General features: G+C 49.5%; 17 protein-coding genes and 1 pseudogene. 9 read left to right on the top strand and 9 right to left on the bottom strand.

What is annotated here, in order from left to right; translation table 11 throughout:
• Position 1 precedes the first annotated feature (1 nt).
• A complete protein-coding gene (locus KEF85_RS06430; RefSeq protein ID WP_215584201.1) occupies positions 2-3,148 on the top strand; it encodes an efflux RND transporter permease subunit in 3,147 nt (1,048 codons plus the stop codon).
• On the top strand, positions 3,141-4,580 hold the full coding sequence (locus tag KEF85_RS06425; protein WP_215584199.1) for an efflux transporter outer membrane subunit: 1,440 nt from the start codon (positions 3,141-3,143) through the stop codon (positions 4,578-4,580). The genes KEF85_RS06430 and KEF85_RS06425 overlap by 8 nt, the downstream gene beginning before the upstream one ends.
• Positions 4,581-5,284: 704 nt before the next feature.
• Here the strand turns inward: KEF85_RS06425 and KEF85_RS06420 are convergent.
• From KEF85_RS06420 to KEF85_RS06410, 3 genes and pseudogenes are all read right to left on the bottom strand, one after another.
• Positions 5,285-6,855 (bottom strand): annotated as a pseudogene (locus KEF85_RS06420) (IS3 family transposase).
• On the bottom strand, positions 6,830-7,237 hold the full coding sequence (locus KEF85_RS06415) for a DNRLRE domain-containing protein (RefSeq protein ID WP_215584196.1): 408 nt from the start codon (positions 7,235-7,237) through the stop codon (positions 6,830-6,832). Before KEF85_RS06415 ends, KEF85_RS06420 begins: the two are co-directional and overlap by 26 nt.
• A 109-nt stretch (positions 7,238-7,346) precedes the next feature.
• Positions 7,347-8,054, bottom strand: a complete 708-nt coding sequence (locus tag KEF85_RS06410; RefSeq protein ID WP_215584189.1) for a MucB/RseB C-terminal domain-containing protein — start codon at positions 8,052-8,054, stop codon at positions 7,347-7,349.
• 429 nt (positions 8,055-8,483) lie between these two features.
• On the opposite strand from KEF85_RS06410, the gene KEF85_RS06405 reads away from it, so the two are divergent.
• The 5 genes from KEF85_RS06405 to KEF85_RS06385 all read left to right on the top strand — a co-directional run bounded on the left by KEF85_RS06405 (position 8,484) and on the right by KEF85_RS06385 (position 14,978).
• Positions 8,484-9,047 carry a HupE/UreJ family protein gene (locus tag KEF85_RS06405; protein WP_215584180.1) on the top strand — a complete coding sequence of 188 codons (564 nt, stop codon included), beginning with the start codon at positions 8,484-8,486 and terminating at the stop codon, positions 9,045-9,047.
• Between the two features lie 169 nt (positions 9,048-9,216).
• Positions 9,217-10,824 (top strand): HupE/UreJ family protein, encoded by a 1,608-nt coding sequence (locus tag KEF85_RS06400; RefSeq protein ID WP_246535061.1) that lies wholly within the window; start codon positions 9,217-9,219, stop codon positions 10,822-10,824.
• A gap of 9 nt (positions 10,825-10,833) precedes the next feature.
• A complete protein-coding gene (locus KEF85_RS06395; RefSeq protein WP_246535060.1) occupies positions 10,834-13,344 on the top strand; it encodes a TonB-dependent receptor in 2,511 nt (836 codons plus the stop codon).
• A gap of 9 nt (positions 13,345-13,353) precedes the next feature.
• Positions 13,354-14,457: a HupE/UreJ family protein gene (locus KEF85_RS06390; protein ID WP_246535059.1), complete on the top strand. Its 1,104-nt coding sequence runs from the start codon at positions 13,354-13,356 to the stop codon at positions 14,455-14,457.
• A 248-nt stretch (positions 14,458-14,705) separates the two neighbouring features.
• Positions 14,706-14,978 carry a hypothetical protein gene (locus KEF85_RS06385; protein WP_215584171.1) on the top strand — a complete coding sequence of 91 codons (273 nt, stop codon included), beginning with the start codon at positions 14,706-14,708 and terminating at the stop codon, positions 14,976-14,978.
• A 122-nt stretch (positions 14,979-15,100) separates the two neighbouring features.
• On the opposite strand, the gene KEF85_RS06380 is transcribed toward KEF85_RS06385, so the two are convergent.
• The 4 genes from KEF85_RS06380 to rpoE all read right to left on the bottom strand — a co-directional run bounded on the left by KEF85_RS06380 (position 15,101) and on the right by rpoE (position 18,615).
• Positions 15,101-16,306 (bottom strand): cupin domain-containing protein, encoded by a 1,206-nt coding sequence (locus tag KEF85_RS06380; RefSeq protein ID WP_215584169.1) that lies wholly within the window; start codon positions 16,304-16,306, stop codon positions 15,101-15,103.
• Between the two features lie 240 nt (positions 16,307-16,546).
• Entirely contained in the window at positions 16,547-17,491 is a 945-nt protein-coding gene (locus tag KEF85_RS06375; RefSeq protein ID WP_246535058.1) for a MucB/RseB C-terminal domain-containing protein, read from the bottom strand.
• A gap of 2 nt (positions 17,492-17,493) precedes the next feature.
• The gene (locus tag KEF85_RS06370; protein WP_215584167.1) at positions 17,494-18,012 is read right to left on the bottom strand and encodes a sigma-E factor negative regulatory protein; all 519 of its coding nucleotides are present in this window, start codon (positions 18,010-18,012) and stop codon (positions 17,494-17,496) included.
• 12 nt (positions 18,013-18,024) lie between these two features.
• Positions 18,025-18,615, bottom strand: a complete 591-nt coding sequence (gene rpoE, locus KEF85_RS06365) for an RNA polymerase sigma factor RpoE (RefSeq protein ID WP_215584165.1) — start codon at positions 18,613-18,615, stop codon at positions 18,025-18,027.
• A 131-nt stretch (positions 18,616-18,746) separates the two neighbouring features.
• Between rpoE and nadB the strand changes: the two genes are divergently transcribed.
• Both nadB and recQ read left to right on the top strand, forming a co-directional pair.
• Complete coding sequence (gene nadB / locus KEF85_RS06360) at positions 18,747-20,387, top strand: L-aspartate oxidase (protein ID WP_425515593.1); 1,641 nt, start codon at positions 18,747-18,749, stop codon at positions 20,385-20,387.
• 25 nt (positions 20,388-20,412) lie between these two features.
• Positions 20,413-22,533, top strand: coding sequence for a DNA helicase RecQ (gene recQ / locus KEF85_RS06355; protein ID WP_215584164.1), 2,121 nt, complete (start codon positions 20,413-20,415; stop codon positions 22,531-22,533).
• A gap of 42 nt (positions 22,534-22,575) precedes the next feature.
• Here recQ and KEF85_RS06350 read toward each other — a convergent pair whose 3' ends face one another.
• On the bottom strand, positions 22,576-23,031 hold the full coding sequence (locus KEF85_RS06350) for a DUF1249 domain-containing protein (RefSeq protein WP_215584162.1): 456 nt from the start codon (positions 23,029-23,031) through the stop codon (positions 22,576-22,578).
• Entirely contained in the window at positions 23,032-23,436 is a 405-nt protein-coding gene (locus KEF85_RS06345; protein ID WP_215584160.1) for a 6-pyruvoyl trahydropterin synthase family protein, read from the bottom strand. It lies immediately after the preceding gene.
• Between the last annotated feature and the right edge of the window lie 26 nt (positions 23,437-23,462).

Raw genomic sequence — 23,462 nt, 5'->3', positions numbered from 1 at the left:
CATGGCCAAATTTTTTATTAACCGTCCCATCGTGGCGATTGTGATCGCCATTCTGATGGTGATGTTAGGACTGGTCTCGATGCTGAGATTGCCTATCGCCCTGTTTCCCGATATAGCACCACCGGAAATTCTGGTGACCACTAATTACACTGGCGCTGATGCGGTGACGGTAGAGCAAGCAGTGGCTACCCCTATTGAGCAGCAAATGTCCGGCGTGGATAACATGAATTATATGTACTCCATTAACGCCAATAATGGCCAAATGTCGCTACGGGTTAATTTTGATGTGGCGACAGACCCCAATACCGATCAGATTTTGGCGCAAATGCGTAAATCTCAGGCCGAGTCGCAATTGCCGCAGGATGTGCGCAATTTTGGCGTTAATGTGCAGAAAGCTTCATCTTCGCCATTGGTGATGTTTGCCTTATATTCACCTAAAGGCAGTTACGATAATATTTTTCTGGCCAACTACGCCTATATTAATATTAACGATCAGATGACCAGGGTAAAAGGCATTGCCAGTGTTTCGGTATTCGGCGCCGGTCAATACGCGATGCGCATCTGGGTTAAACCTGACCAGCTGGCCAAACTTAATATCACTATTCCGGAAATTATCAGTGCTGTGCAGGCCCAAAACAGCGTCAACCCGGCCGGTAAGGTGGGTGGGGAGCCGGTGCCGCCCGGACAAGAGTTTACCTATGCGGTGCGGGCTCAAGGCCGTCTGCAAACCGAGGAAGAGTTCGGCAATATCGTATTGCGTGCCGAAACCAATGGTTCTATGGTGCGCCTCAAGGATGTGGGCCGCATTGAGCTGGGCGCTCAGAGTTACGATATCAAGGGTCGCCTGAACGGTAAACCGGCGGCGTTGGTTGCCTTGTATCAATTGCCTGGTTCCAATGCGATTGAGGCGGCTGAAGGTGCCAAGCAAGCCATGGCGGATCTGAAATCACGCTTCCCGGAAGATTTGGATTATGTGGTGGCTTTGGATACCACGCTGGCGGTTACCGAAGGCATAGACGAGATTACGCACACCTTGTTCGAAGCGTTGGTGCTGGTGATTTTGGTGGTGTTCATCTTTTTGCAAGGCTGGCGACCGACGCTGATTCCGCTGCTGGCGATTCCGGTGTCTTTGATCGGCACCTTTATGCTGTTTCCTTTACTGGGTTTTTCGATCAATACTTTGTCGCTGTTCGGTCTGGTGCTGGCCATTGGTCTGGTGGTGGATGATCCCATCGTGGTGGTTGAGGCGGTTGAGCATTACATTGAAAAAGGGCTTAGCCCGAAGGAAGCCACGCTCAAAACCATGCAGGAAGTGACTGGGCCTATCATTGGTACCTCGCTGGTGTTGATTGCGGTATTTTTGCCGACGGTATTCATTCCCGGCATTACCGGGCGCTTGTATCAACAATTTGCCGTGACTGTCGGTGTGTCGGTGATGATTTCCACCTTCAATTCACTTTCCTTGAGTCCGGCCTTGGCGTCATTATTGTTGAAGCCCAAGGTGCGCGGCACTGGGGTAATGCAAAAATTCTATGACGGTTTTAACCGCCAATTTGGCCGCGCCAATCAGGGCTATGTGAGTTTTTGCTCGGTGTTGATCCGGAAAAGTTTAATCAGTATGGTGTTTCTGGGGATTTTGACTGTTGTTGCCGGTGGACTCGGCAAAAGCATACCGATGAGTTTTCTGCCCGACGAAGACCAAGGCTATTTATTCGCCGGTATTCAGTTACCCAAAGTCGCCTCTTTGCAACGCACCGATGCAGCAGCGGGCGAGGTTGAAGAAATTCTGAAAAATACCCCAGGGGTTGAAAATTACTCAACGGTAATCGGCTATAACATGCTTAGCCAGGCCAATACCACTTATAACGCTTTCTTCTTTATTTCGTTAAAGAATTGGGCGCAGCGCACTAAACCTGAGGAACAATATACGGCGATCAAAGCCCATCTCAATAAGGAGTTGTCGAGTTTGCCGGAGGCGATAGGCTTTGCCTTTCCACCGCCGGCGATACCGGGCGTGGGCACCTCGGGCGGCTTGGCCATGATACTGGAAGATAGAGCCGGTAAGGATGTGGCTTTCCTGGCTGAAAACACCGAAAAATTCCTTGCTGCCGCCAAATTACGCCCGGAAATTAATGGTGTGTTTACTACCGGCTTACCTTCGGTGCCGCAAATTTTTGTGGAGGTGGATCGGGATAAAGTTTTGAAACAAGGTGTGCAGTTGTCTGATGTGTATAAAACATTGCAAGCTTATATGGGCAGCGGTTTTATCAATTATTTCAACCGCTTTGGCCGACAATGGCAGACTTATATTCAAGCCGAAGGCGAATATCGTAAGGATACCGATGCGCTGGGCCAGTTTTATGTGCGTAATAGTGCCGGTGATAATGTGCCTTTATCCGCGTTGACTAAAATACGCAGAACCGAGGGCCCGGAATTTACCATGCGCTATAACCAGTTTCGTAGTCAGCAAATCAGCGCTTCGCCCAAGCCCGGCTATAGTGGGGCGCAGCTTATGAAAGCGCTGGAAGAGGTCTTTGCCGAAACCATGCCTGCCGATATGGGTTACGACTATATCGGTATGAGCTTCCAGGCTAAACAGGCCCAACAAGGCGTGTCGCCGGCAGTGGTATTTGCTTTTGCGATTTTTTGCGTTTTCCTGATTCTGGCCGCGCTTTATGAAAGCTGGAGCCTGCCGTTAAGCGTGTTGCTGGGGACGCCGATTGCGGTATTCGGTGCTTTTGCCGGATTGAAGCTGGGCAATTATGAGAACAATTTGTATGCCCAAATCGGTTTGGTGATGCTGATCGGCTTGGCAGCCAAAAATGCGATTCTGATCGTCGAGTTTGCTAAGCTGGGTGTCGATCAAGGTAAATCCATCTACGATGCTTCGCTGGACGCGGCCCGCTTGCGCTTACGTCCTATCATGATGACGGCTTTGTCTTTTATTCTGGGCTGTTTGCCGTTAGCCGCCGCCAGCGGCGCTGGGGCATTGTCGCGTCAGGTGATGGGTTATGCAGTGATTGGCGGTATGGCCGCAGCCACGGCGATTGCCATCTTTTTTATTCCGGTGTTGTTTTATACCGTGGAAACCTGGTTCAAACCCAAAGTGCCTGCCAACCCTAAAGACCAAGGGGAAGGCCATGAATAAGCTGACCGTATTGGCGCTTGCCATCAGTTTGACGGGTTGCTTTAAAATTGGCCCTGATTATCAAAAGCCTGAGATAGCGGCACCGCAGCAGTGGCGTTTTGCTGCCGAGGAAACCCGCGATACCGCCAATTTGCCCTGGTGGGAACAGTTGCAGGACCCTGCCTTGAATAAACTGGTCGAACAGGCACTGCTTAATAATCTTGATTTAAAGATTGCGATTGCCAATGTCGAGCAGTTTATGGGGGTTTACGGCACGGTGCGTTCCAATCTGTTTCCGCAGATTTTTGGCCTGGGCAGCTATGATCGTCAGCAGACCAGCTCTCAGGCACTTCCGTTTGGGTTGGGCAAGCGTCCTGATACTGATTCCGCGCAGCTCGGTGCCACGATGTCCTGGGAGCTGGATGTCTGGGGTCAGTTACGCCGTGCCAAGGAAGCGGCCGGTGCCGATCTGCTGGCGCAAAAAGCCGCGCGTGACGGGGTGGTGCTGACGCTGGTTAGTGCGGTTGCCCAGTCTTACATCGTGCTGCGCGCTCTGGATCTTGATCTGCAGATCACTAAGCAAATCGTTGCCAGTCTATCCGAGGAAAACCGTATTGCCAAAGCCCGTTTTGAAGAGGGGCAAGCTTCGGAAATTGAGCTGATCCAGTCAACTTCTGAGCTTGAGCGGCGCCGGGCATTTATTCCTTATTACGAACAACAAATTGCCCAAACTGAGCATGCTTTAAGTTTGTTGCTGGGTAAGCCGCCGGGTGCTATTGAACGCGGCCTGAGCTTGAATGAGATGCACTTTCCGGCGGTGCCGGCCGGTTTGCCTTCGGAATTGCTGATGCGCAGACCTGATATTCAGCAGGCTGAACAGAATCTGATCTCTGCCAACGCTAAAATCGGCGTGGCCAGAGGTCAGTATTTTCCAACGGTCACGCTGGGCGGCAATGTTGGTCAGGCCAGCTTGCAGATGGCGGAACTGTTTGCGCCTGGTGCTAATTTCTGGAGCATAGGCAGCCAGGTGCTGGGACCCATTTTTACCGCCGGCCGTATCGCTGGACAGGTTCAGTCTGCGGAAGCCCAGCAACAGGCTACTTTGGCCGGTTATCAAAAAGCCATTTTGTCGGGGTTTCGTGAGTATGAAGATGCTTTGATTGCCGGCGCCAAATCCAATGAACGGTTAAACACGCAAACCCGCCGGCTGGACGCTTTGCAAAAGTATGTGCATACCTCACGGGTACGTTATGACGAGGGTTATACGTATTACCTGGAAGTGCTGGACTCGCTGCGCCAATTTTATGAGGGTCAGATTGATTTGGTGCAGGCGCGTAGCGATCGATATACGGCTTTGATCCAGTTGTATAGAGCGATGGGCGGCGGCTGGATTGTGCAGGCGGAACAAAAGGCTGGGCTGGCTGAGCCTAGTCCGGCTAGGGTGTTGCCGTGAATGTATGTCAGGTTATTGATTCAGCGTTGCCTTAATGAGGTGTTGGCTGTTATGGGGTTGGGTAAAATGGCTTCGATGTGGGCTTTGGTGTTTTTGGGGTAATTGGCTGCGATGATCCTCGATTCCACTGCGTTGCATCGAGGCTACGGTGTCGGCTTTTCAATAGAAGGCACTTTTCCCAGAGGTTTGCGTGCTGAAGTAATGACTTGGGTTATCGCAAACCAGAATGAATTGATCGAGGAATGGAAGAAATGGCAGCCATGAAACGCCACCGCCTATCAGCGGTGGCAACGGCTTTGATGAGTGCGGCTTATGGCCTTAAATCATTAAGGGCTACAAACACAGCAACTACCTTGTATGTAATAGGTTTAGGCCTCGTACAGTTGAAAACTATCAACATAGTAACCTGTTGCCGGAGAAGCATTACCAGTACAAGATCCTGTATCTGACGTAACATTACAAGAACCTGATGCTCCTGAATTGAATTGATTATTACCGACCCCGGTCGCACCTGCCGTTACTTTTGATATGGTTTTGTTTGTACAAGAACAACTACCCCCGTCTGAACAAACTGACGATGTAGTTACCGCTGGACCTGTGGCTCCAGTATCACCTTTTGGGCCTTGTAAGCCCGTGGCACCAGTGTCACCTTTTGGACCAATATCGGAAATTGTCAATGTAGTTGTCGCCTCGACGTTTAAATCTTAAGCGGCATTTTTGTTCTGAGTTGTCTCCTCTGTATTAGGTTTACTGTTAGTCACTGGCTTATCAGGATTAAGGTGGACTGCTTGGATGCAATCCCAATTCCGCGTGTTACCAGTCCATCGCTTCGGGTTTCGATCACGGGCAGCCTCATAAACGGCTTTACGCTTAACCAGTAGGCCTTGATCTAAGCCTTCATGGCGTTGCGCTGGCGTGACAAACCGGATGGCGCTGTGGCGATGCTCGTGGTTGTACCATTCCACCAGTCTCGTTACCCAGTCACGAGCATCCGTCACCTTTGCAAACGGCTTTAACGGATAGTTTGGCCGGTATTTTAAGGTCTTAAAGAGCGATTCTGAGTAAGGATTGTCGTTGCTAACCGAAGGCCGACTTAACGAGGGCATGACACCGAGTTGTTGCAAGGTTGCCAGCATGGTAGCGCCTTTCATGGGGCTACCGTTATCAGAGTGCAGTATCAGCTGTTTGGGCTGTATCCCCTCACGATGGCACAGGTCACGTAACAATTCGCCTGCCAAGGTACTGCTTTCCTCTTCAAACACCTGCCAACCCACGATCTTTCGGCTGAAAATATCCACAAACAGGTAAAGATAGAAAAACTGTCCACGGATTGCTGATGGCAGATAGGTAATATCCCAGCTATAAAGTTGGTTAGGTACGGTGGCACAGAGGGCACGCGGTTTAGTGCGGGATTGAGCAGGGCGTTCACTGCGACGGTGTGCCAATTGGTTTTCTGCTCGCAGTACGCGATAGAATGTCGATTCAGAAGCCAGATAGCGGCCTTGATCGGCCAGCCGAGGTACGATCTGACTCGGCGGCAGATGCCCAAATTCATCGGAATTGGCAACAGCCAACACCTCGGCTCGCTCCATGACGGTAAGCTTATGCGGCGGTTGATATTCACGTAATGGACGTTGATCACAATGAACGGTCTCACCGGTCTGCCAGCGCTGCAAGGTGCGTTCGCTTAAACCCAGCACTTCACAAGCTTGGGCTTGCCGCGCACCCGCTATTATCGATTCATTCAGTAAAACAATTACTTGCTTGCGCTCTTCGTGGGCAGTCATTCGACCTCTCCCCCCAAGAGCGCTCGGAACTTTTTTTGCAGAACCAACAGCGCGGCGGCTTCTGCTAAGGCTTTGTCTTTGCGTAACAACTCTCGCTCCAGGGTATGAATTTCCGCTTTTAGGGTATGCACTTCACCTTTTTCAGATACGCCACCCTGACGACAGAATTCAGCTTTCCACTGCTCAAGCTGATGAACGAATAACCCTTGTTCACGGCACCAGGCATTCAAGTCTTCCCCGTTCAAGCCATAAGATTTCTGTAACGCTGAGAGACGTTCTTCAGGACGCCAATCATCAGGGCGTTTCGATTTCGACGGTAGATCTCGGGAGTTATGCAATTTAGCTTTTTTCATCCATGTTTTTAGGGTTTGCCAGCAAACGTTCAAGTCCTTCGCAATATCCTGAATCGATTGGTCGTTTCCACGGTTGTAAACTTTTCTCAGAGCTTGCTCTTTGAAGTCTTCAGAATACCTTGTATATGTTTTCATCTCTAATCTCAAATTTTATTGGCTTTAAAAATTTGAGACGACAACTAGTCTGACGCGGGGGGATATCCGCTAAAGTGATGTCTATGAAAGCCGGATGACTAGTTGCAGTATTTTCCTTGCTGTCAATCAAAATAGATGTGAGATGAAATTTAGAGTCGGGTTGTATCGCCAAGCCAAAATTTCCTGCTGGTGAGGTAAGCCATGAGGTTACTAGGTTGGTAATATCAACGGCAACAAAACTGGCCGAATTTTTAACTACAACACCAGATGCTACCGGCAAGCCAAGCGAAGGCTGATTATTCCAATTAACTGCAGACTCGCTCCAATTAAGAGTGATTGGGACAATTTGAATGCTACCTGAGTGAACTATCTTAGATACCAACCATCAACACAGCCTTCATCATCGCCACCCGTAGCCTCGATGCAACGCAGTGGAATCGAGGATTTCACCGCACAGCCTTAATCAAACCAAGGCCAGCAAAATCCATCTACTACCGCAACACAATACCCTGAGCAATGGTTTCCACGGTTTGCGCCGGCACTTCACCCAGCACCGTAATTTGCGAATCGGCTATCACCTTGCTATAAGAATTCACCATACCCAAACTGTGCAAACCCTGCACACCCTGCTCGGTTTTAGGTTCCAGATAAACCGATACGGTAGAAAATCCATCACTGATCAGCAAATGATCCACCGCTTTTTGCGAAGCTTGCAACGAGTTGCGAATAAAAAACACCGTCTTAAAACCAGCCGGCCAGTTTTTCAAAATGAACGGCGCATTTTCCAGCGGTTCGGCCTGACTGGCATGAATATGCTTGATATGCACATTAGCGTTGTCCTGACTTTCAACCGCATCAACTTCGGTGCCGTTGCTGAATTTCAGATCAGTAAACACCACCTGTTCCAGAATTTCCCCGTCAGGATTATAAACTTCAGTTTTTAACGGCAGGTAATGCTGAGTTTCTATCCAGATTTTCCGGGCATAACGCAATTGATCCACAGGCTTGATTTCCACAATCTGAGCCGGCAGCATCGCAATCGATTCCTGACCCACATTACTCAGCGTATAAAGCTTATCCAGATCGGCACTGTCGCTGGGCAAATTGATAATGAATGAACTGTCTATGGGATGGTGATTAATGATTTTTTGACTGGTTTCCTTAAAAAAACCATGTCCACCTTCACTATCAGCACACAATAGTCAAATCATAATTTAAGGTTGATCGACTGACTGCATACCACAGTTATCTCAGACATGGCCAAAAACTGTCGATAAACAACGCTTACATAGTCTACCGACAGATTACTATCTCCGTGTTTAATATATACCAATATTATGATATTTAAAATAATTATCATACAAGGCAGTCGACAGTGTTTTCTAGCGCCATACCTCAATTTATTTATGTAAAAGACATATTTTAATCAATAAATTGAAAACAATAACCGAGGTATTACACTATTCCCCCGTAACGAATACAGACAGGGCTCGAGCATGATTTCCAGCTAAATTGGCGTAGCCATAAGCTTTTTTATGAGAAATTTTATTATTTTCATATTTTTGTTAGAATCTAGACGCACTACAAATTTCAGTTCAAATTTAGGCAATCACGCTCAGGAGGCGATAATGAAAAATAAGGCAAAAATTTTCCATATACTCGCTTTGGCGACTGCGGTATTACCCATAACTGTTTCAGCACATCCCTGGCATACCTCAAGTGAATCGCCTGATTTTCTGGCTGGCCTAATTCACCCGTTCACCAGCGCGGATCATGTTTTAACTTTGCTGACTATCGGTTTACTGTTTTCCGGATCAGACAAACGCAGCTTGAGTTTTATGCCACTGATATTTGTGGCTGCAATGTTGCTTGGCGGTGGACTGTCACTGGCATATGTAGAGATTGTTCGCGCTGGAGATATTGTGCAGGGTCTGGTGTTTAGTCTGATTGTGTTACTAGCGTCCGGGGACACGCTGTCACGTTTGGTAGGAATAGCGATGGTCGTCATGATAGGCTTCCTGCACGGACAAGCCCATGTTTACGATATCTGGTTGGATGTTGACACCATAAGCTTTACTGCGGGTTTTGCCTTGACCAGCGGGGTTATACTTGTCGCCATAGTCGGCTTGATCAGAGGACTTAATCTCTGTCTTACTCGACTATTCCAACCAGCATCGGACGGCAATCCCTAATTAATCCGGCTGATGATCGCGTTGAGTTCCCTCGAAACCTAGGGCCGGATTTTACCGTGATATCTTGAGTTATCTGGAGCGGCCAAGTTTATTAAGATAATTTTTTTCAATTTCATACAAAATCCGGTATCATCTTTACCAACTTTTACATTCATAAGCATCGCCCCGCATGTCACCCTTTGCTTACATTCAGTTTATGCGTAGCCGAAATTTCGGCGGCTTCTGGTTGTCTGTAGGTTTGCCTGTGACCCTGATGCTGGCATTTGTGGCTAGGCAAATGCTCAATTTTAACAGCATAGGCTGGACTAATGGCTTTAACCATCCCTTAAGCGGCTGGGATCATTTGCTGACCATGCTGGCGGTCGGCATCTGGGCCGCCCAGTTGCGGGGCCGGGCAATCTGGTTATTGCCGCTGGCCTTTGTGGGAGTGATGAGTCTCGGCGGTTTGGCCGGGGCGGCGGGTTTGGCGCTGCCCAATCTGGAAGGCATTATTTTGCTGTCCGGGGCGGTGTTCGGGGTCTTGATCAGCCGTAAAATCCGTTTCAATAACAAAATTAATGTGCTGATCGTGGCCTTTTTCGGCTTTTGCCACGGTTATGCCCACGGCCAGGAAATTTCCACTTCGGCCAGTCTGTTGTCTTATACGCTGGGTTTTATGCTGGCCACCCTGCTACTGCATGGTGCCGGGATTCTGGTTGCAAAACTGGTTGTACTCGCTATTGGCTGTTTATTCAGCGTTCTATTTTCCACCTCCGCTCTGGCAAAGTCTGCAGAATCGGTTATCGATATCAAACTCAATCCGCATCTAGTAGTCAACCAATCTTATTTTGACGGGTACGGCGTAGGATGCGCTGAACGCAGTGATGCGCATCAATCGCGCACGATGCGCCTTCAGAGTCGGCACATCCTCTGGTACTGCCGTCAAAATAATGTTGGTCAACCACTGATTCATCAATTTCAAGATAGTGTTAACGCTGGATACAATTACCAGCCACGATGTCATAAAGCCACTTGTATCGACTACGATGATAATCAAGCGAACGCCAAAGATTTTATCAGTCAAGATAGCGGAGGTGGGCTGTTAGCAGGAACTGCTCAGTTTTCTTCACCGGTATCGGCACTAGTGAACAGGGAATCCATCAGCCACCAGGGAAAACAAAACTCGGCGCTTGGCGATTATCACACTGTTACGGTTAAAGATTTCCGACTAACAGCGGGTGAAAATGCCATAAATCAGCTTTTTTACCCAAGCTACTGTGCAGATTGCAGTAACCTGGATTTCAAAAATTATTTTCCAATAATTAATCATACACCTGGTCGTCACTTCCTGAGCAACGGCGTTGGCTTAACTTCGCCGCCTGATTTGTTTTCCATATCTGCAGTGTCCCGTCAGTTTCAAAATAACTCTTTTTCTTTAATTGCAGCATCCAGTCTACAATTAAGTTTAGCCGGCTTCCCAAACGGCAATTCTGTCATCAAATCGCCCGTCCTCCTCAAACGTGATGAACTAAGCCTTGCTATAAGTCTTATTTGGCGGCCATTTGTTCAGAACATTCGCAACGCCAATGATTTCAACTCATTTTCGCGGCTGTTCAATGCTGGCTATCCGCTAAATTCTTCCAGTACCGCAAATATCAACAATTTTCATTGGCGGTCGGTAACGCTAAAAATCCCGCTGTTTGCAGAATTTGCCGATGCGGATCAACCCATTATTTCTTTCGCAATACAACAGCAATCAGTTAGAGCACTTTATAAAACTAATAATTTAGACCATTAGGAGCAAGCAGTGAGCACATATGAAGATATTTTCAAAAAGAAAAAAATAATTATCGGATTCGGCATTATTTTCGGGATAAGTTCTGTCGAGCTTCAGGCAGCGCCTAACCTTGCCCAAGCTGAGCTGGCATTATCTCCCGATCAGGCAAAAGTGCTTAAAAAAGCCAAAAAGCAAAAATCAGTTAAAAACTCAAAACAGTCGCAACCAGAAACAACGCCCGACCGTGATTCACGGGTACTTCAGGTCGAGTCACCGAAGGCGGAGCCTGCCCAGACAACACCCAAAAAAGCGGCTAAACAGGCTGAGCAGAGCAATAAAAAGCCAAATGCAATTAAAACTTTAAAGGTTGAAGAATTGGGAGAAATTAGTGTAACGGCAGGCCGATCCAGAGATCTGCTGGGTTTAACCGGCTCTGCTTCACAAGGTGTCATCAGCCAGGAGCAAATAGAATTCCGCTCTTCATCCCGCCCCGGCGAACTGGTGGAGCTGATTCCCGGCATGATCGCCACTCAGCACAGCGGCTCCGGCAAAGCCAACCAATATTTTTTGCGCGGTTATAATCTGGATCACGGCACCGACTTTACCACGGTGGTGGACGGGGTTCCGATGAATATGCCTACCCATGCCCACGGTCAGGGTTATATGGATCTGAACAGCATGATTCCAGAACTGGTGGATAGAATAGAATACGGTAAAGGCCCATATTATGCAGAGATCGGTGACTTTTCTGCGGCGGGCTTTAACAAAATGACTACCATGAAAACCTTGCCAAAAGGCTTTTTGAAGTTTACCGGCGGCGAGTTCGATTTTTACCGAACCGTGGCGGCCAATTCCAGCAAACTGGGCGAAGACGGCAATTTACTCTACGCCGCCGAATTCCAGACCTATAACGGTGCCTGGGCTGTGCCGGAAAACGGCCATAAATACAACGGTGTGCTGCGTTATACTCAGGATCACGACAACTGGGGGGTGGCGGTCAACGCCAAAGCTTATGAAAACACCTGGACAGCGACCAACCAGATAGCGCAAAGCGCCATAGATAGCGGACAGTTGGGGCTTTATGGCTCTTTGAGCCCTTCGGATGGCGGTAATACCAATCGTTACAGTTTATCGAGTAATGTTTGGAATAAAGGTAATGACTGGAAAAACGATGCCAATGTTTATGCGGTTTATTACGACTTAAACTTATATTCGAACTTTAGCGGCTACACCAGCGGCCCTTGGGGCGACCAGATGAACCAACGCGAACACCGGGTGCAGGTGGGTGGTAATGAAGAGTTCACCCATTATGACAAGCTGTTTGGCCTGGATATGGATAACACCTACGGCATGAGCTTTCGGCACGACGAAATCATGGGCCTGGGTTTGTATAACACCGTCAACCGTCAGTATTTGAATACCATCAGTGAAGACAATGTCTCGGAAAGTACCGGCGGCATGTACTTCAAAAACCAGATCCACTGGCACGAGAAATTCCGCACCATTCAAGCTCTGCGGGCCGATTTCATCAACATGCAGGTCGACGCGCTGGCCAACCCCTTTACCACAGGCAGTGCGGCGATAACGGGAGCTGATGCCACGAGTGTCACGGCCTATTCTCCCTCTTTAGCCGCAGGTCAGCTGCAGGCCGCCGATCCTTCCCTGGCTGCGGCCATCAATGCCGCCAATTCCGGTTATCGCTCCAAGGAAATGGTTAGCCCCAAATTTAGCGCCATCATTGGCCCCTGGTACAACACCGAATATTTCTTGAACGCCGGTTCCGGTTATCATTCCAACGACGCACGTGGTACTACACTTCAAATAACACCTGACGGCAGCGCAGCAGGTAGCAGCGGCATGATCACCCCCATGGCCTGGGCCCGCGGCGGTGAGATTGGGGCGCGAAGTAATATTATACCGGGATTGAACTCCACTTTGGCCTTATGGTTTCTGCAATCCAGTCAGGAGCTTGTATTTGCCGGTGATGATGGTACAACTAATGTAAACGGTATGTCTAATCGCTATGGCTTGGAATTTACTAATTATTACAAAGTAAATGACATGGTAACGCTGGATTTTGACTACGCCAAAAGCGATGGTTATTTTGTGAATACGCCGAAAACCGATTATTCGAGCGGCGGCCCAAGCTGCCCAACCTCCAGTGCCACTGCAGCCTGTACCGGCAACTATATCCCTAATCTGGTGGGTACTGTCATTGCCACCGGCGTTCAAGTAGTCGCGCCTAATGGCGTATTCGGTTCCTTACGTTTGCGGCATTTTGGCGATTCGCCACTGGATTCCAACGGTACCTTCTGGGCGCCGAATGTCGATATTCTCAATCTGAGCTTAGGCTACAAGCAGAAGAATTATAAACTGGATTTCAATATCTTTAATTTGCTTGGCGAAACCACCAGTGACATCGCTTATGCCTATAATTATGCCTCAACGCCTGGTGCCGGGGCGCAAACCGGCAACTTTGGCATCGTCAGGCATCCAGTTGAACCGCGCATGGCCAGAGCTGGTTTTACCATTTATTTCTAAACGATGCCTATGTACTTTCTACAAGCCAAATCGGTGTTTACGGTACTGATGATATTGCAATCAGCCAGTGTTTCCGCCCACCCGCCAGGCCTCAGTTCCCTGGACATATCAATTCAGACAACTGATGTGGTTGTTAAAATCACGTTTGCCTTACAGGACATTGAGGCTTTTACGCCTATGGACAGCGATCTGGATGCCGAAGTCACCGACGCCGAGCGCGAGGCTGCCAAACCGGCTATCGCCCGTTTACTGGCAAGTCAGTTACGTATTAATATAGACGGTAAAGATTACCAGCCTGCTCAACCGGGCCAAATGAGTTTTGATGATCAGAACAACGCCTTGGTGACGCTGGTTTATCCGGAAGTTCCACAACAGCAGTTACTGGTGCAATCCGCTTTTCTGGCGCAACTGCCGAGCGGCCATCAACAATATCTGACAGTGCGGACTGCAAACGGCGTTACCCTGGCGGAAAAAATGCTGGGCAAAACCGACGATCAACTCAATCTGACCCTGGCCGGCAGCAACCAGCCGTCGGCTGGAGCACCGACTTGGCTGGGCGCTTTTGCCGACTTTTTTAAGCTAGGTATCGAACATATTCTCACCGGTTATGATCATCTACTGTTTTTATTTGCGCTGCTGGCGGTTACCCACAGTTTTGGGCCGGCGCTGAAAATTATCACTTTTTTCACCATCGCCCATTCCATCACCCTGGCCTGTGCCGGGCTCAACATTATTGAACTACCCAGTAGTTTTGTGGAGCCGGTGATAGCTGTAACCATTATTTATGTAGCCATGGAAAATGTGATTCGGGGCGACCATCCCAGGGGCCGCCAGTGGCTGACTTTTGGGTTTGGCTTAATCCACGGTTTCGGGTTTGCCGGCGTGCTGCGGGAAATGGGCATATCCTCCGGTGAAACCGGCATCCTGCTGCCCTTGCTGTCTTTCAATCTGGGTATAGAAACCGGCCAGATCGCCGTGGCGGCGCTGGTTTTACCCATTATCTGGTGGATAAACAATAATTTGCTGATTGCCGACAAACTGCTCAAAGGCTGTTCGCTATCGGTGTGCCTGATGGGCACTTATTGGCTACTGGAAAGAACCATATTGAGCTGATCCGCCACCCGAATCAAACTATGGATGACATAATAAAAACAACACGGCAATATTTTCCAATACAAGGGGATATAGCTTAAAATAAAAAGCAGCAATTCGGCGTGCATTTATCCATTTAAAACATAGGCAGTTAACTCAGTGGCGCATCATTGGCGGCCAACTACTTGTTTAAAAAAGGGTCATGCAACATTAAGCTGAATAATTACCCGATATTTAACTTTCATTATCTTCAATAAGGACACATTTTTATGCCACAAAAACACATTTTACTCAGCGTCATGTTAATGGCTTGCAGTCCAGTCCATAATGCTTTTGCAGACGATTCCGAGCTGACTAATGCCATAACATCAGTCGAACAGGCCGCTCAAAAACCGGATCAAATCATTCAATCAGGGGTAAATACAGAAAACCAGGCCAAGGCAGCCGAAAATGCTTTACTCAAAAAATCACGGCTTGAGCAAGATAATGTTCAACAATCAACCACCAACGCCCAAGACTTATTTCAAGGCGACCACAATTAAATCTTAAAAAAATAGCAAAAACAGGGCTCAGGTCTTGTTTTTTGCCTTCAGCAAAAAACAAGAAAAACAACTTAATGGCGCGTCCCAAAAAGTATTGACCCATCACAACCCACCGGGCAACTTCATTGACACAACCATAAAAACCCCTCCTGATACAGATGCCGTATCAGGGTCAATTTTGTATCCTCCCTTAAATCACAAACTAATTCCACTGGTTGAAATGATATTCGCTTAGCCATCTCATCAAGTAAAGGACGTGCGCGCTTAGACATAACCATCGTCTTGTCAGCAAATTTTAAGACAATATTTTCATTTTCTTCCGCGATCGTATAAAGACCGGCAGCTAATGTTTTTAATTGAGTAGCCGGGTTTATCACCGAAACATTCAACTCCAGCTCCGGCCGAACTTTACTTCGCCCTGGATAACCCGCTCTGACGCGCTGAAAAAAACCATCGACCAGCTGTTTTGCCTCCAGCTTTTGCTTGAACTCTGCTAACAACCGGGAAAACTCCGCCTCAATATCTGCTTGCAATTCAGGATGATTGGCAAAACCGGGAGGTAAGGCTTTGCGAATAGCCAATTCATTTTTACTCGACTGCCCCCATGCGCTGATTAGCTCTACATAGGTATAGACTGTTACGCCCAGCGTGACATGCATGGAAGCATCATCTAAAGTATTTGCCACATGAACAAAGCCCCTGGGTAAGTACAATAGATCACCGGGTGCCAAATCAAGCTCCATAATTGGCAGCGAGGAAGTCAGCATATCAGGTTTAAAAGCCTGACTGTGATGTGGTAAATTTAGGGGTGGATCATAGATCTTCCAGTGTTTGGCACCGGAAATCTGCAGAATAAAAACCTCATGCGCATCGTAGTGCGGGGTAAATCCCAATGCATTTCCGGGAGTGATGTAGATATTAGTATGCACCGCATGACTTAAATACTCTTCGACCGTTGCCGCCAAGGCCATTAATGGCTGCCAAGCCCGATTAAAACCCGGTAGTGAAAGCGTTGCTCCGGATTTATATTCAGCTTGAAGTTTATTCAGGTCCGGTACACCATTAAAGACTATGTCGCCTGAGCGAATATCCGTACAAAAAACATCAGGATGTAAAAAACCGCCATTTTTGGATAATTGTATGGCAGGATAACGCAGACCACCATACGACAAGGCCGACTGCACATTATTTAAGCTGATTAACTCGTTATAGAACAATTCATCGGAGCGCTTGATATGCAGCGGTTTTTTCTCCCAAAAGAGGGAGAAAAACTCATCCAGTTGAATCGGATCAATTAAACTCGCGAATGAACAGAGTTTTGCTGCCATAACATTATTAGTAACTATTCAAAGGCCATAAGCCCCATCAACCCAGCCGATTGCAGGGGCATCATAGCGTAGCGTATGCGCCGTATGCTTGGCCTAGATTCCCGGTAGTAGGATGTGCTAAACGCCGTGTAGCGCATCATCACAGCCTGCCTAACGCCACCCGTAGCCTCGATGCAACGCAGTGGAACGAGGATTTCACCGCACAGCCTTAATCAAACCAAGGCCAGCAAAATCCATCTACTACCGCAACACAATACCCTGAGCAATGGTTTCCACGGTTTGCGCCGGCACTTCACCCAGCACCGTGATTTGCGAATCGGCTATCACCTTGCTATAAGAATTCACCATACCCAAACTGTGCAAACCCTGCACACCCTGCTCGGTTTTAGGTTCCAGATAAACCGATACGGTAGAAAATCCATCACTGATCAGCAAATGATCCACCGCTTTTTGCGAAGCTTGCAAAGAGTTGCGAATAAAAAACACCGTCTTAAAACCAGCCGGCCAGTTTTTCAAAATGAACGGCGCATTTTCCAGCGGTTCGGCCTGACTGGCATGAATATGCTTGATATGCACATTAGCGTTATCCTGACTTTCAGCCGCATCAACTTCGGTGCCGTTGCTGAATTTCAGATCAGTAAACACCACCTGTTCCAGAATTTCCCCGTCAGGATTATAAACTTCAGTTTTTAACGGCAGGTAATGCTGAGTTTCTATCCAGATTTTCCGGGCATAACGCAATTGATCCACAGGCTTGATTTCCACAATCTGAGCCGGCAGCATGGCAATCGATTCCTGACCCACATTACTCAGCGTATAAAGCTTATCCAGATCGGCACTGTCGCTGGGCAAATTGATGATGAATGAACTGTCTATGGGATGGTGATTAATGATTTTTTGACTGGTTTCCTTAAAAAAACAACTGACTTCGCTGGATTTGCGGGTTACCTCACGCAACGGCGAATTCAGCGAACTCAGCCGCTCCTGTTCCACCCCGTTGACGATACTGTGCCGGTACACCATGGTATCCAGCTGGCCGTTTTTCACAAACACCACAGTGCCCTGATAATTAAGGGTCTTCATGGCATGTATCATATTATTCAACCAGGCTGCAGCACTGGGCTGTTGATCTTCAGCCAGCGCCGAGCAGGTAATCAAGGCCAAAGCTAAGCTGCGTAGAAACACGGTTATTCCTGGTGAAAGCCGACCACGCGTGCATAAGGTTGCACCCGGCCGGCCTGGCTGCTGTACAAGGTATTATCGTGGGCTTGCAGATATTCGTTGAGACGTGGACTCATACCGGCCGGCACGTCCTGCTGCGGAGCCATAAACACCAATGAAGGTAAGGGAGCCTGCTGATAAGCCTGATTGCTGGTCAACCACATAATGGCCAGCAAAATAGAGGCCGCCAAAGCCAGACCGGCTTTTTGCACAGGGAAGCGGTAAGGCTTAGCCACACTGGCAGGTTTGGCGCTGGGCAGCAGATAGCTGGGTTCCTGGCTGATTTGTTGATGAATCTTGGCCGCGAACTGTTTATCCAGCACCTGACACTGTTTGTACTTAAGCGCCTGCCCCAGCAGTTGATAGCGTTGCAGCGTAGCTTGCAGTTCAGGATCGTGCTGAATTTCCTGCAACAGGCGCTGGGCCTGACGGCTATCCAGTTCGTCGTCGATCAGCAGCGATATTTTTTGGTTGATTTCTTGCATCAAAACACCTAATTAGTTGAGCAATGGCTGTAGTTTTTCGTCTATGGCTTCCCGAGCCCGAAAAATGCGGGAACGCACTGTGCCGATAGGACAATCCATTGCTTCGGCAATTTCCTCATAACTCATGCCTTCAAATTCGCGCAGCGTGATAGCAATACGCATTTCTTCGGGCAGTTTTTCTATGGCCAGATTAATGACCTCCAGTATTTCCTGATTCATCAGCAGATTATCAGGCGAGTCCAGATCTTTAAGCTGAGGCGCGTTTTCCACCTGCTCGGCATCCTGAACATCGATTTCGTAATCAAATTGCCGGCGGGAACGCGACAACAGGTAGTTTTTGGCCGTATTGATGGCAATCCGGTACAGCCAAGTGTAAAACGCGCTCTCCCCCCGAAAGTCGGCCAGCGCCCGATATGCTTTGATAAAAGTATCCTGAGCCACATCTTCGGCTTCGGTAGGATCTTTGACATAACGGTTTACCAGATGCACTATCCTATGCTGATACTTGATGACCAGTTGATCAAAAGCAGTTTTGTCACCACGCTGTACGCGGCGTACCAACTCCTGATCCAATTCTTCGCTATGGTTTGTCTGTTCGTTCACTGCGTGTTTTTATTTAGTAGTCTAGACAGAATTAAACAGCATAAGTTCGGTTATGACAAAAAAAATTCACATCGCCGCAAAACAAGTTATTATCCACGACCTGTTTCAACCATTCAAATCAGTGCCTAACCTTGAGCAAAGCCTATTCTTCTGCAGTGGATCAACAGTATTTCGATATTCTGATTGCCGGTAGCGGTGGTGCCGGATTAAGTCTGGCGCTCAGGCTGGCAGATACCTATAAAGTAGCCGTCCTGTCCAAGTTCGCCCTCACCGAGTGTAGCACTTTTTATGCACAAGGCGGTATTTCTGCCGTGTTTGACGACAAACACGACTCAATTGCCTCGCATATCGAAGATACCTTGGTGGCCGGGGCCGGCTTATGCGATCCGGAAATTGTGCGGCTGACCGTGGTGCATGGCCGGGAAAATATCGAATGGCTGCGCCATCAAGGCGTCCATTTTACCGAGCGCCTGTCGGCCAGCGGCGAAAAACAATTACACCTCAACCGCGAGGGCGGCCATTCCCATCGGCGTATTGTACATACCGACGACGCCACCGGCAAAGCGGTGTCTTTATCGCTGATAGAACGGGCTAAAATCCATCCCAATATTACCCTGCTGGAATATCACAATGTGGTGGAATTAATCACCGCCGCCAAGCTGGGCGAAAGCCAGGCCGCCATCCGCGGCGCTTATGTGCTGGACAGCCGCAGCGGTCGCATCGAGTCCATCGCCGCCCGCATCGTGGTGCTGGCCACCGGCGGCGCGAACAAAGTTTATCTGTATTCCACCAATCCGCACACCTCTTCCGGTGACGGCATTGCCCTGGCCTGGCGGGCCGGCTGCCGGGTGGCCAATATGGAGTTTATGCAGTTTCATCCCACCTGTCTATATCACCCCAGCGCCCACTCGTTTTTAATCAGCGAGGCGGTACGAGGTGAAGGCGGCCATTTGATTTTGCCCAACGGCGAGCGCTTTATGCGCCGCTACGATCAACGCATGGAACTGGCCCCGCGCGATATTGTGGCCCGCGCCATCGACAGCGAAATCAAAAAGCACGGCATCGACTGCGTCTATCTGGACATCAGTCATCAGCCCCGCGATTTTATTAAAAAACATTTTCCGACCATCTATATGCAATGCCTGGAGCTGGATATCGACATAGCCCAGCAACCCATCCCGGTGGTACCGGCAGCCCATTACACCTGCGGCGGGGTACTGACCGATGCCAATGCCCGCACCGATATCCCCGGTTTATACGCGGTCGGTGAAGTGGCCTGCACCGGACTGCACGGCGCCAACCGCATGGCCAGCAATTCCTTGCTGGAATGTCTGGTGTTTGCCGAGCAAGCCAATCTGGATATCCGCCGCCGCTTTGCCGACATGCCGGCACCGGTACGTTTGCCGGACTGGGACGAATCCCAGGTCAGCGACTCCGACGAGGAAGTGCTGATCGCCCATAACTGGGACGAGTTGCGCCGCTCCATGTGGGATTATGTCGGCATCGTCCGCACCAATAAACGCCTGGAACGCGCCATGAACCGGGTAATCATGCTCAAAGCCGAAATTGCCGAATATTACGGCCAGTTCCGCGTCACCAGCGATTTGCTGGAACTGCGCAATCTGGTCATCGTCGCCGAATTAATCATCCGCTGCGCCCAGCAACGCAAGGAAAGCCGGGGCCTGCATTTTACCCAGGACTACCCCCTGCCCGACGACAGCAAACCACCGGTGAATACCGTGTTAACCCCCCCAGGCCAGGAGCCGGATTAAACCCTATTGAACCAAACAGACCACCATGCCGCTTGAACAGGCTTTACACACACTGCGCAGCGTATTCGGCTATACCAGCTTTCGCGGCCCGCAACAGCCGATTATAGAAGCCTTATGCCAGGGCCGCGATGCCTTGGTACTAATGCCGACCGGCGGCGGCAAGTCTTTGTGTTACCAGTTACCGGCACTGATTCTTGATGGAGTAGGCGTGGTCATTTCGCCGCTGATCGCGCTGATGGAAGATCAGGTCAGCGCCCTGCACCAGCTAGGTGTAAAAGCGGCATTCCTTAATTCCACACTAGATATAGGGGAAATACGCAATATTGAGCAGCAATTGCTGGATGGATGCTGTGATTTACTGTACATCGCCCCGGAACGGCTCAGCAATCCCCGCACCCTGGCCTTGCTGAGCCGCTGCAAAATCGCCCTGTTCGCCATCGACGAAGCCCATTGCGTATCGCAATGGGGCCATGACTTCCGCGCCGATTATCTGCAACTCAGCATCCTCCACCAGCAATTCCCCAACGTACCGCGCATCGCCCTGACCGCCACCGCCGACGAACGCACCCGCCAGGAAATTATCCAGCGGCTGGCCCTGGAACAAGCCCAGGTGTTCATCAGCAGCTTCGACCGTCCCAACATCCGTTACCGCATCGTCCTGAAACAGAATCCACGCCAGCAGCTGCTAAGCTTCATCCGCGCCGAGCACCGCAGCGATACCGGCATCGTCTATTGTCTGTCACGCAAAAAGGTGGAAGACACCGCAGAATGGCTCAACCAGCAGGGCTTGCGCGCCCTGCCCTATCACGCCGGCCTCAGCCATGATGTGCGCCGCCGCAATCAACACCAGTTTTTGATGGAAGACGGCTTGATTATCGTCGCCACCATTGCCTTCGGCATGGGCATAGACAAACCCAACGTGCGTTTTGTCGCTCATCTGGATTTGCCCAAAAGTATAGAAGCCTATTATCAGGAAACCGGCCGGGCCGGGCGTGATGGGCTGGCCGCAAATGCCTGGATGGTTTATGGCTTGCAAGATGTACTGACCTTGCGGGAAATGCTATCGGCCTCCAATGCCGATGCCACTCATAAGCGCGTGGAATTGCACAAACTGGAAGCCATGCTGGCCTTATGTGAAATGGTCAACTGCCGGCGTCAGGCCTTGCTGGACTATTTCGGCGAAGCGCTAAGCCAACCCTGCGGTAATTGCGATGCCTGCCTGGAACCGGCGGACACCTGGGACGGCAGCGTTGCCGCCCAGCAAGCCTTATCGGCCATTTATCGTACCGGCCAGCGCTTTGGTGTCAGTTATCTGATCGATGTGCTGCTGGGCCGCAGCAGTGATCCGCGCATCAAACAGTTTGGTCACGACCAGCAATCCACCTTTGGCATCGGCAAACAGCTGGATGAAAAACAGTGGCGCTCCGTATTTCGGCAACTGGTGGCCAAATCCCTGGTGGAAGTGGATTTCAGCGGCTTTGGCGGCCTGAAACTGACCGATGCCTGCCGGGCCGTGTTGCGCGGCGAACAAACCCTGATGCTGCGCAAAGACAGCCTCACCGCCAAAAACAAGGCCGAATCCTCAGCGCACAATCAGCCCGACAACGCCTTATGGCAGGCTTTGCGCACTAAACGCCGTGAGATAGCAGACCGCCAGGATGTGCCGCCTTATGTGATTTTTCACGATGCCACCCTGATGGCTATGGTGGAAGCCAGACCCAAAAACCGCCGCGAACTGGGCATGATTTCCGGGGTGGGTGAACGCAAGCTGGAAGCTTATGGCGCTGAGTTTCTGGCGGTATTAAGCGAATTTGCCCCCGGCGAAGCCAGCCCGGTGGGCGATACCCATCAGGAAACCCTGGACCTGTTCCGGCTGGGTTATAGCGTCGCCAAAATCGCCGCCAGCCGCAATCTGAAAGAAGATACCATTTACAATCATCTGGTTAAATACCTGGAAACCGGGACGCTGCCCTTAACTGAGGTAGTGAATTTACCAGCCGACGAACTGGCAAGCATCAGCCAAGCCATCAAAAACCTCACCGACCAGCAAAAACCGGCCTTAAAACCCGTATTCGAGCATTTTAACGGCGCATACAGTTACGGTTTGTTACGCTGTGTCAGGGCTGGATTGATGTGGCAGACTTAGGTGTTTTAGAACAGGATTGGTGCCAAAGTAGCTGGAGCAGTTTCACATTGCCTGACGCGGCATAGCCGTCACACTGTCAAACCGGTAATCGGTTTTTAAACAATGATCCAGCCATTTTTCCAGAAAATAATTCAGCCGCCATTTATAGTCCCTAATCTCCAGGCTGCTGCCGGGATCTTTAATCACCGTACTGACATCCGGGCGGGCATGATCGCGGATCACTTCAGCTACCTGAGCATCCAGATAAACCCGGATTTTGACCGCCGGCTCCAGCAACTCATTAAGCGTGCGGCCAAAACAATGGCTAAGACTAATGGTCAAGGTATAAGGATTTCGTTCCAGTACATCCAGATACAAAGCCGGCTGCCGATCGGTATAGCCCACCGCCGCATCTGCAAAACTGCGTAAATCCGGAATCAACCGGAACAGCTTGCGGTAGTTGGATTCGCACAGCTGTTCCAGACAAAATGCAGTATTGACCGGAGTGAGCTGACCCATTCAGTCTTCCCGGTAGCAAGCGCAGGCACTGGCGGTTTCCCACAGCACCACTTGATCAACATTAAAACCCTGCTGTTTGACGTGCTGGAAAATCATTTTACTCAACACCTCAGCGGTTGGATGTTCATCCAGCGCCAGGAATTGCTCCTGATTAGCCACCAGAGCCGGGATAATCGGATCATCTTTATGCAGCAGAAAATTATGATCCAGCACCTTATTGATAAAACCATCCACACAGGCTTTAACATCAGCAAAATCACAAACCATAGCCTGCTCATTAAGCGTTTGCTGTTTAATGGAAATACTGGCTTTGACACTGTGACCGTGCAGATTACGGCATTTGCCGGCATGATTCATCAGCCGGTGACCGTAACAAAAATAAACTTCTTTAGTAATAATATACATATTAAACCGCTTCCAGACGGCGGCCT

This window comes from Methylomonas paludis, assembly GCF_018734325.1.
Classification (GTDB): Bacteria; Pseudomonadota; Gammaproteobacteria; order Methylococcales; family Methylomonadaceae; genus Methylomonas; species Methylomonas paludis.
The sequence above is the reverse complement of the archived record's forward strand: the minus strand, read 5'-3'. Positions and strand labels throughout refer to the sequence as shown.